Annotated in this window: 14 protein-coding genes and 1 pseudogene; 14 read left to right on the plus strand and 1 reads right to left on the minus strand. The window is 44.9% G+C overall.

The window, feature by feature from the left end; translation table 11 throughout:
* Positions 1-7 precede the first annotated feature (7 nt).
* The 6 genes from rpsA (at position 8) to MWM02_RS06690 (ending at position 6,703) form a co-directional block, all read left to right on the plus strand.
* Positions 8-1,171: a 30S ribosomal protein S1 gene (rpsA, locus tag MWM02_RS06665; RefSeq protein ID WP_064550164.1), complete on the plus strand. Its 1,164-nt coding sequence runs from the start codon at positions 8-10 to the stop codon at positions 1,169-1,171.
* Between the two features lie 12 nt (positions 1,172-1,183).
* Entirely contained in the window at positions 1,184-2,233 is a 1,050-nt protein-coding gene (gene fni / locus MWM02_RS06670) for a type 2 isopentenyl-diphosphate Delta-isomerase (RefSeq protein WP_244403266.1), read from the plus strand.
* Between the two features lie 297 nt (positions 2,234-2,530).
* Positions 2,531-4,126 (plus strand): spore germination protein, encoded by a 1,596-nt coding sequence (locus tag MWM02_RS06675; protein WP_244403268.1) that lies wholly within the window; start codon positions 2,531-2,533, stop codon positions 4,124-4,126.
* A 2-nt stretch (positions 4,127-4,128) separates the two neighbouring features.
* A complete protein-coding gene (locus MWM02_RS06680; RefSeq protein WP_244403270.1) occupies positions 4,129-5,238 on the plus strand; it encodes a GerAB/ArcD/ProY family transporter in 1,110 nt (369 codons plus the stop codon).
* A 41-nt stretch (positions 5,239-5,279) separates the two neighbouring features.
* Positions 5,280-6,476, plus strand: a complete 1,197-nt coding sequence (locus tag MWM02_RS06685) for a Ger(x)C family spore germination protein (protein WP_244403272.1) — start codon at positions 5,280-5,282, stop codon at positions 6,474-6,476.
* A complete protein-coding gene (locus tag MWM02_RS06690) occupies positions 6,476-6,703 on the plus strand; it encodes a hypothetical protein (protein ID WP_064550172.1) in 228 nt (75 codons plus the stop codon). The genes MWM02_RS06685 and MWM02_RS06690 overlap by 1 nt, the downstream gene beginning before the upstream one ends.
* Positions 6,704-7,031: 328 nt before the next feature.
* On the opposite strand, the gene MWM02_RS06695 is transcribed toward MWM02_RS06690, so the two are convergent.
* Complete coding sequence (locus MWM02_RS06695; protein WP_244403274.1) at positions 7,032-7,166, minus strand: YpzI family protein; 135 nt, start codon at positions 7,164-7,166, stop codon at positions 7,032-7,034.
* Between the two features lie 121 nt (positions 7,167-7,287).
* Between MWM02_RS06695 and MWM02_RS06700 the strand changes: the two genes are divergently transcribed.
* From MWM02_RS06700 to spoIVA, 8 genes and pseudogenes are all read left to right on the plus strand, one after another.
* Positions 7,288-7,884 carry a YphA family membrane protein gene (locus MWM02_RS06700; RefSeq protein WP_244403276.1) on the plus strand — a complete coding sequence of 199 codons (597 nt, stop codon included), beginning with the start codon at positions 7,288-7,290 and terminating at the stop codon, positions 7,882-7,884.
* Positions 7,881-8,767, plus strand: a pseudogene (locus MWM02_RS06705) (YIEGIA family protein). Before MWM02_RS06700 ends, MWM02_RS06705 begins: the two are co-directional and overlap by 4 nt.
* Positions 8,768-8,770: 3 nt before the next feature.
* Positions 8,771-8,956, plus strand: a complete 186-nt coding sequence (locus MWM02_RS06710) for a capping complex subunit for YIEGIA (protein WP_064550181.1) — start codon at positions 8,771-8,773, stop codon at positions 8,954-8,956.
* Between the two features lie 102 nt (positions 8,957-9,058).
* Positions 9,059-10,369 carry a ribosome biogenesis GTPase Der gene (gene der / locus MWM02_RS06715; protein ID WP_064550183.1) on the plus strand — a complete coding sequence of 437 codons (1,311 nt, stop codon included), beginning with the start codon at positions 9,059-9,061 and terminating at the stop codon, positions 10,367-10,369.
* 264 nt (positions 10,370-10,633) lie between these two features.
* A complete protein-coding gene (locus tag MWM02_RS06720) occupies positions 10,634-11,671 on the plus strand; it encodes an NAD(P)H-dependent glycerol-3-phosphate dehydrogenase (RefSeq protein ID WP_064550185.1) in 1,038 nt (345 codons plus the stop codon).
* A 226-nt stretch (positions 11,672-11,897) separates the two neighbouring features.
* Entirely contained in the window at positions 11,898-12,101 is a 204-nt protein-coding gene (locus MWM02_RS06725; RefSeq protein WP_064550187.1) for a DUF2768 domain-containing protein, read from the plus strand.
* 26 nt (positions 12,102-12,127) lie between these two features.
* Positions 12,128-12,850 (plus strand): hypothetical protein, encoded by a 723-nt coding sequence (locus MWM02_RS06730; RefSeq protein ID WP_244403278.1) that lies wholly within the window; start codon positions 12,128-12,130, stop codon positions 12,848-12,850.
* A 160-nt stretch (positions 12,851-13,010) separates the two neighbouring features.
* Positions 13,011-14,489 carry a stage IV sporulation protein A gene (spoIVA, locus tag MWM02_RS06735; RefSeq protein ID WP_064550190.1) on the plus strand — a complete coding sequence of 493 codons (1,479 nt, stop codon included), beginning with the start codon at positions 13,011-13,013 and terminating at the stop codon, positions 14,487-14,489.
* Positions 14,490-14,680: the final 191 nt, after the last annotated feature.

Raw genomic sequence — 14,680 nt, forward strand, 5'->3', positions numbered from 1 at the left:
TTTGCAAATGACAGAGGATATGAATTTACAAGTGAACGTATACAAGGTAGGTGATATCGTTCGCGGAAAAGTGGTAAAGTTAGAAGATAAGCAAGTGCTTGTCGATATTGAAGGAAGCAAACAAAGCGGGATTATCCCAATTAGCGAATTATCGAGTTTGCATATTGACAAAACAAGTGACGCCGTTTCTGTCGGCGATGAAGTGACAGCGAAAGTAAAAAAAGTGGAAGAAGGCGAAAATGAAGAAGATGGGTTGCTGATCTTATCAAAGAAAGCAGTGGACGCTGAGCGCGCTTGGGAAGAATTAGAGAGAAAATTTGCTAGCGGGGAAACGTTTGAAGTCGTCGTGAAAGACATCGTTAAAGGCGGACTCGTTGCCGATGTTGGAGTGCGCGGATTTATCCCTGCCTCTCTCGTAGAGCCGCACTATGTCGAGGATTTTTCCGACTACAAAGGCAAGATGCTTGCGGTCAAAGTGGTAGAGCTTGATCGTGAAAAAAATCGCATCATTTTGTCGCATCGTGCCGTCGTGGAAGAAGAGCAAGAGCGCCAGCGCAAGGAAGTATTTAGCCGTTTAGAGCCAGGGCAAGTGCTTGAGGGAATTGTGCGCCGCATCACCGATTTTGGCGTGTTTGTGGATGTTGGCGGCTTTGATGGTCTCGTACATATTTCCCAGCTTTCCCATACGCGCGTCGCACATCCGTCCGATGTCGTGCAAGAAGGGGAAACGGTGAAAGTAAAAGTGCTTTCCGTTGACGAGGAAAACGGTCGTGTCTCCCTTTCTATGAAAGAAGCAATGCCAAGCCCTTGGGAAGGGATTGCCGAAAAAATCGCTCCTGGCGACATCGTCACTGGTAAGGTGAAGCGGCTTGTGCCGTTCGGTGCGTTTGTTGAAATTTTCCCGGGTGTCGAAGGGCTTGTTCATATTTCGCAAATCTCCAATAAGCGCATCGGCACCCCGCATGAAGTGCTAAAAGAAGGGGAAGAAGTAAAAGCAAAAGTGCTTGATGTAAATGAGGACGAACATCGTATCTCGTTAAGTATACGCGATTTAATCGAGGAAGAAGCGGCTTCTGAGGAAGACTATAGTCAATATGCAAATCTGTCAAACGAAGTAAGAGGCTTCCAAATTGGCGAAGTAATTGGTGAGCAGCTGAAAAAATTAAAATAATGAGGATGGATCATGAGTAGGGCAAAGCGAAAAACCGAACATATTCAGCATGCGCTCTCTACTGCCGATCAAGGTACAAGCGGCTTTGATGACATTGCGTTTGTTCATCAAAGTTTACCTGATATACGCATTAGCGATATTCACTTGCATACTACTTTAGGCGAACTTTCGTTAAGTTCGCCTTTCTTTATCAATGCAATGACCGGCGGCGGTGGACAAAAAACGTTAGAAATTAACAAAGGATTAGCGGAGGCGGCAAAACATTGTCAAATAGCGATGGCCGTTGGTTCGCAAATGGCAGCGCTAAAAGATGACAAGCAGCGGGAAACGTTTGAGATTGTGCGAAAAGTAAACGAAAACGGTATTATTTTTGCGAACATAGGAAGCGAAGCAACGGTGGACGACGCGAAGCGTGTTGTCGATATGATTGAAGCGGACGGCCTGCAGATTCATTTAAATGCGGTGCAAGAGCTTGTTATGCCGGAAGGGGATCGCGATTTTACCGGTGCGCTGCTTCGTATTGAACAAATTGTTCAAACCGTTCAAGTCCCTGTGATCGTAAAAGAAGTAGGGTTTGGCATGAGCAGGGAAACGGCTTTGCGTTTAAAGGAAATCGGCGTAAAAATCGTCGATGTTGGCGGTTTTGGCGGCACCAATTTTGCCTGTATTGAAAATAAACGGCGTTCCAACATAATAGCGTATTTTAATGATTGGGGGATTCCAACGGCAGCCTCGATCGTAGAGGTAGTTCAAACTTCTCCTTCCTTAGTCGTGGTCGGCAGCGGCGGTGTCCGTACCGCGTTGGATGCTGTGAAAGCGATCGCGCTGGGGGCATCCGCAGTGGGAATGGCAGTACCGTTTTTACGGACGCTTGTCGAACAAGGAGTGGAAGCGTTAGTCGCCTATATCGAGGAGCTTCACCGCGATTTAACGTTGATTATGGGAGCGTTGGGGGCAAGGACGATCGATAAACTGCAGCGCGTGCCGCTTGTAATTCGCGGCGATACGCATCATTGGTTAACAGAAAGAGGTTTTGACACGAAAATATATAGTTGTCGATAAATTCGCCTCTTCATCCCGATGGCTGAAATCACGGGATGAAGGTTTTTTTTATTTTTTCAGAAAAATCCCTCCTCTAATCATAAAAATGGAAAAATCGAACGGTTGATGGGCATCCATAACGGGAAAAGCCCATTATCGTCTATGATTCTGATCATCTTTTGAATCCGGTTTTTCTTAGAAATGAGAAACCATCCGCTTTACGTTTATAAACTTTATTGTCAGAAAAGGGACTATCGCATGTTAAAAATGGAAAAAATAGAGGTGGAGAACGTCGATCGTTAGAAAGAAGGGAATCATATGTTTTTTTTTAAAGAAAGCAAGAAAGAAAAACAAATAGCGAAGAACCAGCAAGGGAAAAACCAAAATCAGCAACAACCGAACTTTCTTTCTACCGACTTAAATCAAAATCTGCAAGAACTGCAAAACATCTATCAACATTGTATGGATGTTGTTTTTCGCCAATTTAAAATTGGCGGGAAAACAAAAGCTGCTCTTATCTACATCGACGGTTTAGCCAACATCGAAGAAATCGATGCAAGCGTACTTACCCCTTTGATGAAAGAAAATAATACCGATCAGCTGATTCCTGTCAATCATATACTAGAACAAAAATTGACCATTTCCAAGGTAAAGAAAGTACAAACGGTGACAGAATGCATTGAACATATTTCTGGCGGGAACCCAGTTTTGCTTCTCGATCAGCAAAGCGAAGGATTCGCTTTAGGTTTGGCAAATTGGGAAAAACGCTCCATCGAAGAACCGGTCGGGGAATCCGTGATAAGGGGACCGCGGGAAGGATTCACCGAATCATTAGGAACGAACCTTTCTTTATTGCGCAGAAAAATAAGAAGCCCGCAGCTAAAAACAAAATCAATGAAAATTGGAGAGTACACCCAAACCGAAGTAGTCATCTCTTATATTGAGGGAATCGCTGAGCAAACGTTAATCCGAGAAGTAGAGACCCGGCTTAGCCGCATCAAGGTAGACGGCATTTTGGAAACCAGCTACATTGAAGAGTTCATCGAGGACAATCCTTATTCCCTGTTTCCTCAAGTCTTGAATACCGAACGGCCTGACGTGGTGGTGGCGAGTCTGCTTGAAGGACGAGTAGCGATTCTTCAAGATGGCACTCCTTTCGCTTTGGTTGTACCGGTTTCTTTTTATTCCTTGCTGCAAACAGGTGAAGATTACTACCAACGATCTTTAATCAGCACGGCAACCCGCTGGCTGCGTTATCTATTTCTCTTGCTCTCTCTTTTGCTGCCCTCGTTATATGTGGCGATCCTGACTTTTCATCAGGAAATGCTTCCGACTACACTTTTGATAACCATCGCTACTTCCCGGGAGCAGATTCCCTTTCCGGCGCTGGTTGAAGCGTTGCTTATAGAAATTGTATTTGAGGCTTTGCGTGAAGCGGGATTGAGGCTTCCTAAACAAGCGGGTTCTGCGGTTAGTATCGTTGGTGCGCTAGTGATTGGGCAAGCTGCGGTCCAAGCAGGTCTTGCTTCTTCTCCTCTGATCATGGTGGTCGCATTAACGGGGATTGCCTCCTTTACCATTCCCCGCTATCCGGTTGGATTCGCACTAAGGATGCTGCGCTTTCCCATGATCTTATTGGCAGGGACGTTAGGGCTTCTCGGGATTATGTTTGGGCTGCTCATGATTCTTACTCATATGGCGACGCTTCGTTCTTTCGGTGTTCCCTATTTATCTCCCTTAGCTCCAATGCAAGGAGGAGAAATGAAAGACGTATTGCTGCGCGCGCCTTGGTGGAAGCTCGATACACGCCCCAGTTTAACAGGAACGGATAACATCCTTCGGCAAGGTCCGGATCAGAAACCGGGCCCTGATTACGGAAATGATAAGACGAGTAGAGGCAAAGGAGGATCATGATAATGATTGAGAAAGGAAAAATATCTGCCGCCCAAATGGGGATAATGATGTATCCGACGATCATCGCAACAGCCATTCTCTTAGTCCCTGCAATCACCGCCCGACACGCGAAGCAGGATATGTGGCTTTCTCCTTTCTGGGCTTCACTCATCGGATTTCTGACCGTTTATATTGCCGTTCAGTTACATCAGCTCTATCCCCAAAAAACCCTCATTGAGTACAGCGAGGAGATTCTCGGCAAGTTTCTAGGGAAAGCGGTTGGGTTGGTCTTTTTATTTTTCTATTTGCATGCAAATGGAATTATTATCCGAGAGTATGGCGAATTTGTTGTAGGCAACTTTCTTATTCATACTCCATTAGTTTTTGTAATGGGAAGTATGATTCTAGTGTGCTCCTTTGCCGTTCGCGGCGGTGTGGAAGTGGTCGCCCGGCTTGCGCAAATGATTGTGCCTGTTGTGATTATCCTGATATTGGCCAATATTATCCTGTTGATTCCGGATATGGAAGTAGAGAATATGTTTCCAATCATGGAAAAGGGAATAATGCCTTCGCTCATAGGGGCGATCATCCCGCAAGGCTGGTTTACTGAATTCCTCCTCATCGCTTTTCTGCTTCCTTACGTAGCCGATCACCATAAAGAAAAGAGATGGGGCATGATCTCAGTCACCGCCGTCATGTTGACTTTATCTTTCATCAATATTGCCGTTCTTTTCGTCCTAGGAGGGATCACATCCCGTTTTATCTATCCCGCGTTTAGCGCTGTCCGTTACATTAGCATCGCGGATTTTCTAGAACATATTGAAGCCATCGTAATGTCCCTTTGGGTAGCAGGGGTTTTTGTGAAGATTGCTGTCTTTTATTATGCTTTAGTGTTGGGAACGGCTCAATGGCTGAATTTGTCAGATTATCGCCCGATCGTTTTTCCTATCGGATTTTTACTGCTGTTATTTGCCGTCTGGTCGGCGCCGAATTTAATGGAATTGACCCATTTTCTAGGAAGCTCTTCTCCGTTTTACCGAATTTCGATTCAATTAGGAATTCCTCTTATTCTGCTATTTGTCGCAAAATGGCGCAAAAGAACCAACAGCCAAAAGTTAACACAACAAGGATAAGGACAGCAACGAAACAAGAGGTAAAAAGGAGATAAACGAGGATGGGCATCTTACAAAAAGCAGCAAAAATTCTTTTCGTGTCCGTTCATCTTGTTTTGCTGAGCGGCTGTTGGGACCGAACGGAAGTAAACGATTTAGCGTTAATCGTAGGGTTAGGAATTGATCAAAAAAAAGATGGGCGAATCATGCTTACAACGGAACTAATCGTCCCGCAAGCAGTCGGTGGAGGTCAGATGATGGGCGGCGGCGGTGGCGGTGGTGGAGGGGTTCAAACTTTAGCAAGATCGGGAACGGGTGCCACCGTCGCTGATGCGATCTCGAACCTGCAAGAAAAGCTTCCCCGCCGTGTCTTCTGGGGGCACACCAAGGTGATCGTGTTCGGGGAGAGAGCGGCAAAAGCAGGGATTCGCCAGCATCTGGACTTTCTGAGCCGCAATCCGCAAATTCGCCTTCGTTCCAATGTATTAGTCAGTAAAGGAACTGCGAAAAGTGTGTTCGAACTGCTCCCCCCGATCGAACAAAGCTCAGCAGAGGTGCTGCGGGAATTGTCAGAATCAAAACTTTTAATGCAGGTAACGATCAAAGACATTCTGCAAATGCTAAGCAGCGATGCCGGTGCGGCGGCTCTTCCCATGGTGAAGATCTTGCCTCCGGAAAAAGGGAAAAAAGATCGGCAGACCATTGCGTTTATTCAACGTACCGCCATTTTTAAGAAGGATAAAATGATCGGGGATATTGATGATAAGTTGACTCGGGGCGTACTTTGGCTCAGAAATGAGATCAAACGGGCAAATATCACGGTTACGCTTACAGGAGAAAAGGGAAATATCACGTCCACAATGTTAAGAGCGCATACGGAATTCATCCCCAAATATGATAAAGGCAAGTGGAAGATGATCGTGAAAGCGACCACGGAAGACGATATTATATTAAACGGAACGAAACTGGACTTGTTAAACCCTAAGTATACGAAAATGATCGAAAAAGAATTGGAAAAGGAGGCGAATAAGCGCATTCAAGCCGCATTGAAAAAAGTGCAAAAAGAGATGAAAGCCGATATTTTTGGATTTGCAGATATTTTCCACCGAAAATATCCAAGAGAATGGAACAGGGTAAAAAATCGTTGGGAGCAAATCTTCCCTGACGTTGAAGTGATCGTGAAGACGAAGGCGTACGTCCGCAGACCGGGAGTAAACTCTGCTCCGCAAGGATTGCCAGAACAAGAGGTGAAACAATAATGAAAGTTGGTTTTATGCTAGGTACTCTTGTTCTGGTTGCGTTTATTTTTCTATACGAGTGGCCGCGAATCCATCAGACACAGAAAAAAGAAAAAGTGGTTTTTATTGTGCTGCTGAGTTTGGGAACGATTCTTGCGATGGTGTTAATATGGAACCCCGATCTTCCGGGTCCGACGCAGATGATTGACTATATTTATGAACCTCTCGGACGAATGCTTGAAAAATAAAAGGGAAGTTTCCGATTCGATTCTGCCTTATGTATTTTTATCTTGAGGTACAAAAACAGTATTATCTGAAACGTTCTCTTTGCCATGGAGAAGATGGATGAAACATAGAAATACAGAACAAGATGGTGGGTGAAGCTGATCGGGGTTCATAAGAGAGCTGAACACTAAATACATGGATCCATTTCAACAATTGGAGAAAAAGTTCATGTGGTGCGTTTAATATTTTAAAAGCTGACTCGATTTGTCACCATTGAGTCAGCTTTTTTGATGCTATTCTTCCGAGCCTCTCCAGCTCGTATTGCAGATAAACGCGCCGCTTCCGCTTTTCTTAGTGCATGTTTCGTTCTCTTGCTGCGTTTTGGTCTTCGAGTCTTGCCGCGCCTTTGTGTTCGAGTGATTGATCACGGTCAGATTCAACGCGGTGTGATTGTTTTAACTTTTTTTCTTGACGGTCTCTGCCCATTAGTCCAGCTCCTTTCTCCATTTGTCATTCTTACTATGACTATTTTTTGTTTTACTTATGCACGAATCAATCTTCATAAAAGATGAAATAATGAACATAGTAGGGAGGTAGAAAAGAAGGTATGGAAGGAATTTATTTTTACTTCTTTTTTTGGATGTTATGGGTAATATCGACCTTTTTTATGCAAAAAACGCGCCAACGGACAATGCTGGCTGCGGCCGCACTAATAGCGATCATTCTCTCATCTGTTTCGCTGCATATAGGTAGTTTTCACGTAACGCTTTCTTTTTTGTTTCTTTTTTTCTTATCTTGTTATTTCGTAGCAAAACAAACTTGTTGGAAGCTTCTATATATGGTGATCGCCGCATTGACCATCGCTTTTGCCTATACATCTTTCCAACTGCTCTCTCTTTTTGACCCGGTCTGGATATGGATGGATCGTACATGGATGCTTGCCATGGTGTTAGTCGTAATATGTCTTTTATTTTATGAGAATATCCAATCGCGTTTATTATGCCTGATCATCGGAGCTTGTCAAGGTGAAACGCTGTACTCCATTATTTCGAAAAAAGTATCGTTTTCGTATGTCATCGGTTCTTTTTCTTTTTTGGACACGGTATCTGTTAGTGCGGCTTGTTTGCTTATTTGGGCGCTATTCGAGCAGATCGCAGTGCATGTTAGCGGCAAAAAACAAATAAAGGGGACAAAACAGTCATGAATGAGTATACGTTTCCGATTTTATATGGCGTTGTTGTCGGAGTGATGACACGGTTATATTTATTGCGGACAGATTATCGTCAATATCCGACATATTTGCATGGAAGAACGATTCACATCGCCCTTAGCGTTATTGCCGCTGGCCTCGGTACGGTCGCCGTTCCAGCCATTATGGAAAAAGAATTTACAGCTATCACTTTTTTGGCGCTTGCCGCGTCACAGTTTCGCGATGTGCGCAATATGGAACGAAATACACTGAACGAACTTGACCAATATGAGCTTGTGCCGCGCGGAAAGACGTATATTGAAGGAATTGCTATTGTTTTTGAAGGAAGAAACTATTTAGTCATTTTCACTTCTTTTTTTTCCACGCTTGCCTATTTAGTGTGGAATGCTTGGATTGCCATCATTGTTAGCATCATTTGCCTGTTTGTCGCGCGCCGGTTTATGGACGGCAATCGCTTAAAGGATATTGTCGATGTGGAATATGTGAAGCCGCATTTTGAAGGAGCGGGGTTATACGTTGATAACATTTACATAATGAATATCGGGCTGCAAGCGCGCCGCGAAGAGATTTTGCAATATGGAATGGGGTTTATTTTAAAGCCTAAAAATTTTAATGCGCGCTTAACAATTGCCAACTTAGGACAGCGTCAGGCGATTTTGTACGACGTATCTACTGCGCTTGGAGTATATCGCGACTCAGGAACGCCGGCGCTTGTGCCGATGGCAAAGCGCGATTTAGATGATGGGCGTGTCGGCATTTTTATTTTGCCGCAAATCAATGACATAGAAAAGGCAAAAAAATTATTGAGAACGTGCCGATATTGGAGAATGCCATTCGTATGCCAAAAAAGCGGAAGTTCATGAAAAGGGGAGAATAGCCCATGACGCATGAGAAAGTGATTTTAGCCGTCGTTACAACGAATGAACAAAAAGTGGCGGGAGGGGCGCCGATTTTTACATGTGAAACAAAAGAAGAAATGGAGCGGATCGCCGCTAATTTAGAGGCGATTCTAGATGGCATCGCCCATGAGCTGACAGAACAATTGTTCATCATTGTCAAGCATTAGCTTATTGTTGACGAATGACGTTTTTGATAAAATAAAACAGCTGTACCCTTCCTTGAAAGGGTGCTTTTTCACAGTCGCGATACGTAAAGAAAGGGTGATAGCATGGCTAATCCAGTCGTGGCAATTGTCGGTCGTCCGAACGTTGGAAAGTCAACGATTTTTAACCGAATTGTCGGCGAACGTATTTCCATTGTTGAGGATGTTCCGGGAGTAACTCGCGACAGAATTTACAGCAGCGCTGAATGGTTGAACCATAAGTTTTACTTAATTGATACCGGCGGGATCGATATCGGCGATGAGCCGCTTTTAGTGCAAATTCGTCAACAGGCGGAAATTGCTATTGATGAGGCGGACGTGATCATTTTTATGACGAACGGCCGCGATGGAGTGACAGCGGCCGATGAGGAAGTGGCAAAGATTTTGCACCGTTCAAACAAGCCTGTCGTGCTTGCAGTGAATAAAATTGACAATCCGGAAATGCGCGATCTCATTTACGATTTTTATGCGCTCGGATTTGGTGATCCGTATCCGATTTCCGGCGCGCACGGAACAGGACTCGGCGATTTGTTGGATGCGGTCGTCCGCCATTTTCCAAAACGCGGTCAGGAAGAATATGAAGAAGATGTGATTAAGTTCTGTTTAATCGGTCGTCCAAACGTTGGCAAATCCTCTCTTGTTAACGCCATTTTAGGGGAAGAACGCGTCATTGTCAGCGATATTGCCGGAACGACGCGCGATGCCGTCGATACGACGTTTGTGCGGGAAGGACAGGAATATGTTATTATTGACACAGCGGGAATGAGAAAAAGAGGGAAAATTTACGAAAGTACTGAAAAATATAGCGTGTTGCGCGCGCTGAAAGCGATTGAGCGCTCTGATGTCGTCCTTGTTGTGTTAAACGCGGAAGAAGGAATTATCGAACAAGACAAAAAAATTGCCGGATATGCCCATGAAGCGGGGCGGGGTGTGATTATTGTCGTAAACAAATGGGATGCGATTGAAAAAGATGACAAAACATTGATCGAATTTGAGCGGAAAATCCGCAATCATTTTCCGTTTCTTGATTATGCGCCGATGATCTTTGTTTCGGCAAAAACAAAGCAACGGTTACATAAGCTGTTGCCGCTTGTTCGCATGGTAAGCGAAAATCATGCAATGCGCGTGCAAACAAACGTGCTGAATGAAGTGATGATGGATGCGGTAGCAATGAATCCGACGCCAACGCATAATGGCCGGCGCTTAAAAATTTATTATATGACGCAAGTAGCGGTAAAACCGCCGACTTTTGTCGCATTTGTCAACGACCCGGAGCTAATGCACTTTTCTTACGAGCGCTTTTTGGAAAATCGCATCCGCGACGCGTTCGGCTTTGAAGGAACACCGATAAAAATCATCGCTAGACCGAGAAAATGATAAAAGCGTAGTAGGACGTCTCCAATTTGCCTAAAGTCCGTTTACGTTCTGAGGATAACGGCGCCATCCTGGCCTACGTGCTGAAAGGCCTGCGGGGAGGCTCAGGCAAAACAAAGTTTGGTCTTGCGTGAGTTGCTCAGAAAAGTTAACTCAATCCTGTTGCCGCTGCAGGTGGGCCGAAGCGACGCGAGCTGATGGCGCCCGAAGCTAGACAAAAAAGAACGAGGAGCGACAGGCAATTCATAAATAAGGAAGTGAGAAACGGTGGAACAAATTACAGTGTTAGGTGCAGGAAGCTGGGGGACAGCGCTTGCGCTAGTCCTCGCTGATAACAGGCATCAAGTACGGCTTTGGGGGCACCGTGCGGAGCAAATCGAGGAAATCAATACAAAACGAACGAATGAAAAATATTTGCCTAATGTTCGCTTGCCTGAAAAGATTGTCGGCTATGCCGACCTTTGCCAAGCGCTTGACGGCGTCCGGACGGTGGTGCTGGCTGTACCGACAAAAGCGATTCGCGAAGTGCTGCGGAAAGTCTGCGCTTGCATTCGCGAACCGATCACCATTGTAGCGGTAAGCAAGGGAATTGAGCCAGACACGCATAAGCGTGTTTCTGAAGTCATTGAGGAAGAAATGGGAGAGCTTTTGCGCGATGTCGTCGTCCTGTCTGGTCCGAGCCATGCAGAAGAAGTGAGCTTGCGCCATCCGACGACCGTGACCGTTTCGTCAAAAAACATGGAAGCGGCGGAGCACATTCAAGATTTGTTTATGAACCACCAATACTTTCGCGTTTATACCAATCCGGATTTAATTGGGGTGGAGCTCGGCGGGGCGTTGAAAAACATCATTGCTTTAGCTGCGGGCATTACCGATGGATTAGGATATGGGGATAATGCGAAAGCGGCGCTAATGACAAGAGGGCTCGCTGAAATTGCCCGGTTAGGCTGTGCGCTTGGCGCCAATCCGCTAACGTTCGCGGGATTGACGGGGGTTGGCGATTTAATTGTCACATGCACAAGCGTTCATTCGCGAAATTGGCGTGCTGGCCACATGTTGGGAAAAGGGAAAAAGCTCGAGGAAGTGCTTGACAGCATGGGAATGGTTGTAGAAGGGGTAAGAACAACGAAGGCCGCTTATCAGCTTTCCAAAAAGCTTGGAGTAAAAATGCCGATTACGAAAGTGCTTTATGAAGTGTTATTTGACGGAAAAGATCCAAAGGATGCGGCTGATTCGTTAATGTCGCGCGTAAAAACGCAAGAGATGGACGATTTAGTGAATATTCTTACAGAACCGCAGCGGTAAAAACGAGGAAAATAGGCGTTCGAGGATACAAGGCGTCTGCGCTTCGCATACAATACTACGAACAATTATAGACTTGAGCTTCCGGATCAAGGGTATTGTTGTTAAACTGAAGTAAAGAAAAGCCCCGCTTTACTTCAGTTTTTTTGTTCATGCATAAAGTCCGCGTCTACATGAAACAAAATATATTTATTTGTTATAATAGTGTCGAAAAAAAGGAGGAAAAGCGATGTCACCGGCGTTGGCGAAAATGTGGATTGCCATTGCGTCCATGGTATTCATGTTTATCTCGGTATTTTCGATTTATATCAGCCGCTATAAAGCAAAAAACAAGATTATTCGCTTTATTTTTGCATTGATCGCCTATGTTCTTATGATTTTAGCAGGGATTATCATTATTTTTGTCGTGTTTAGCGGGCCTACGCCAGAATAGTAGACGAGGTTAAAGGATGGATTTCGATGAGATGGATCGTTCGTTGTATGATATCATGCGTGATTGTATTATCTCTTTCCGGCTGTTTATACCCAAAGGAACGGCTGAAGCAAAATCAAATCCCGTATGAAGACCAAGTCGCTGCGGTGCAATCGGCGGTGAATCAATACCGCAAAGCAACGGGAGGGCTTTTGCCGATTAAAACGCGCGACATGAAAACTCCTATTTATCAAAAATATCCTATTGATTTTAATAAGTTAGTGCCGCGCTATATGCAGGAACCACCAGGAAACGCTTATGAAAGCGGCGGAGTTTTCCAATATGTCATCGTCGACGCAGAAAAAAACCCAACTGTGAAATTGCTCGACTTGCGTCTGGCCGAACGGATTCGTGATTTAAAGCTGCGCTTGCAAATGTATCGGGATGACCACCGCTATCCGCCGTTTAAGGAAATGATCGCGCCGGGAGTGTTTACTTTAGATTATAAAAAGCTCGGATATAAAGAACCGCCGCATGTCGTCAGCCCGTTTTCCGGCAACAATTTGCCGCTTGTCATCGATGGGAACGGGAAAATTTATATCGATTACCGCATCGACTTATATAACGCGTTAAAAAAAGAGAAACACCATTACCGCCCTGGCGATGACATTCGCGACATATTGGTGAAACATTCGCTATTTGTGCCCGCCTACTCCCTTCCGTATACGATTGACGCCAAAACAAATGAACCGGTTTTTTTAACAAAATGAGTCATGAACCCTTCTCTAGGAAAATACATTCTAGAGAAGGGATTTTTTATACATTTTTAGTCATAAACAAATAGGACAACATCATATTCATATAGTGTCCTACGATACTAGCGAATTCGGTTGTTAACTATAACGGCCCAAAAGACTGGAGGGGAGTCATTTGGAAAAAGTCGATATTTTCAAGGATATCGCCGAACGAACTGGTGGCGATATTTATTTAGGAGTAGTCGGTGCGGTCCGAACAGGAAAATCGACTTTCATAAAAAGGTTTATGGAGCTTGTCGTCATCCCGAATATTAAAAATGAAGCAGATAAAGCGCGCACGCAAGACGAATTGCCGCAAAGCGCCGCCGGAAAAACGATTATGACCACCGAGCCGAAATTCGTGCCAAATCAAGCGGTTACCGTAAAAGTCGACGAAGGGCTAGAAGTAAATATTCGCCTTGTTGATTGTGTAGGTTATGCCGTCCCCGGTGCAAAAGGGTATGAAGATGAGAACGGCCCGCGCATGATTCATACGCCGTGGTACGAGGAACCGATTCCGTTTCACGAAGCGGCGGAGATCGGAACAAGAAAAGTGATCCAAGAACATTCGACGATCGGCGTGGTCATTACGACGGACGGCACGATCGGCGAAATTCCGCGTCAAGATTATGTCGAAGCCGAGGAGCGCGTCATTCACGAGCTAAAAGAAGTCGGCAAGCCGTTTATTATGATCGTCAACACCGTTCGTCCGCATCATCCGGATACGGAAGCGCTCCGCCGCGAGCTCGCCGAAAAATATGATATTCCAGTGTTAGCCATCAGCGTCGAAAGCATGAGAGAAGCCGATGTGTATAACGTGCTTCGTGAAGCATTATATGAATTTCCGGTATTAGAAGTGAATGTAAATTTACCAAGCTGGGTCATGGTGCTCCGCGAAGATCATTGGCTTCGCGAAAGCTATCAAGATGCTGTCCGCGATACAGTTAAAGATATTAAGCGGCTGCGCGATGTGGATCGCGTTGTCCAGCAATTTAGCGAATATGATTTCATTGAAAAGGCGAGTCTTGCCGGCATTGAAATGGGGCGGGGAATTGCCGAAATTGACTTGTACGCGCCGGACGATTTGTATGACCAAATTTTAAAAGAAGTTGTTGGCGTGGAAATTCGCGGAAAAGATCATTTGCTGCAGCTTATGCAAGATTTTGCTCACGCAAAAGCAGAATATGACCAAATCGCCGATGCGTTAAAAATGGTGAAACAAACCGGTTATGGCATCGCGGCGCCGGCGCTTTCCGACATGAGCCTCGATGAGCCGGAAATCATTCGTCAAGGATCGCGCTTCGGCGTGCGGTTAAAAGCGGTAGCTCCATCCATTCATATGATTAAAGTGGACGTTGAATCGGAATTTGCGCCAATTATCGGCACGGAAAAACAAAGCGAAGAGCTTGTCCGTTATTTAATGCAAGATTTTGAAGATGATCCTCTCTCAATCTGGAATTCCGATATTTTTGGCCGTTCGCTTAGCTCGATTGTCCGCGAGGGCATTCAAGCAAAGCTTGCCCTTATGCCGGAAAACGCACGTTACAAGCTAAAAGAAACGCTTGAACGCATTATTAACGAAGGATCCGGCGGATTAATCGCCATTATTTTATAAGAGAAGGCTCCAAGATTGGAGTCTTTTTTATTTTTACTATGCGAGAAAATTAATAGAAACCCTTAGAAAACAAGGATTTTATCTTGATAACGCATAGGACATATGATAATCTTTTATCAGAAAAAGTTACTTTCTTTGGTGAAATGTGCCTAAATTTTATTGTTTTGTTGAAAATGTGTTGAATTATAGTG

Source organism: Parageobacillus sp. KH3-4 (assembly GCF_022846435.1).
Taxonomy (GTDB): Bacteria; Bacillota; Bacilli; order Bacillales; family Anoxybacillaceae; genus Parageobacillus; species Parageobacillus thermoglucosidasius_A.

Excerpts from the sequence above, each read along its gene's own strand:
- rpsA (WP_064550164.1), top strand. The coding sequence starts at position 8 with ATGACAGAGGATATGAATTTACAAGTGAACGTATACAAGGTAGGTGAT.
- fni (WP_244403266.1), top strand. The coding sequence starts at position 1,184 with ATGAGTAGGGCAAAGCGAAAAACCGAACATATTCAGCATGCGCTCTCT.
- MWM02_RS06675 (WP_244403268.1), top strand. The coding sequence starts at position 2,531 with ATGTTTTTTTTTAAAGAAAGCAAGAAAGAAAAACAAATAGCGAAGAAC.
- MWM02_RS06680 (WP_244403270.1), top strand. The coding sequence starts at position 4,129 with ATGATTGAGAAAGGAAAAATATCTGCCGCCCAAATGGGGATAATGATG.
- MWM02_RS06685 (WP_244403272.1), top strand. The coding sequence starts at position 5,280 with ATGGGCATCTTACAAAAAGCAGCAAAAATTCTTTTCGTGTCCGTTCAT.
- MWM02_RS06690 (WP_064550172.1), top strand. The coding sequence starts at position 6,476 with ATGAAAGTTGGTTTTATGCTAGGTACTCTTGTTCTGGTTGCGTTTATT.
- MWM02_RS06695 (WP_244403274.1), bottom strand. The coding sequence starts at position 7,166 with ATGGGCAGAGACCGTCAAGAAAAAAAGTTAAAACAATCACACCGCGTT.
- MWM02_RS06700 (WP_244403276.1), top strand. The coding sequence starts at position 7,288 with ATGGAAGGAATTTATTTTTACTTCTTTTTTTGGATGTTATGGGTAATA.
- MWM02_RS06710 (WP_064550181.1), top strand. The coding sequence starts at position 8,771 with ATGACGCATGAGAAAGTGATTTTAGCCGTCGTTACAACGAATGAACAA.
- der (WP_064550183.1), top strand. The coding sequence starts at position 9,059 with ATGGCTAATCCAGTCGTGGCAATTGTCGGTCGTCCGAACGTTGGAAAG.
- MWM02_RS06725 (WP_064550187.1), top strand. The coding sequence starts at position 11,898 with ATGTCACCGGCGTTGGCGAAAATGTGGATTGCCATTGCGTCCATGGTA.
- MWM02_RS06730 (WP_244403278.1), top strand. The coding sequence starts at position 12,128 with ATGAGATGGATCGTTCGTTGTATGATATCATGCGTGATTGTATTATCT.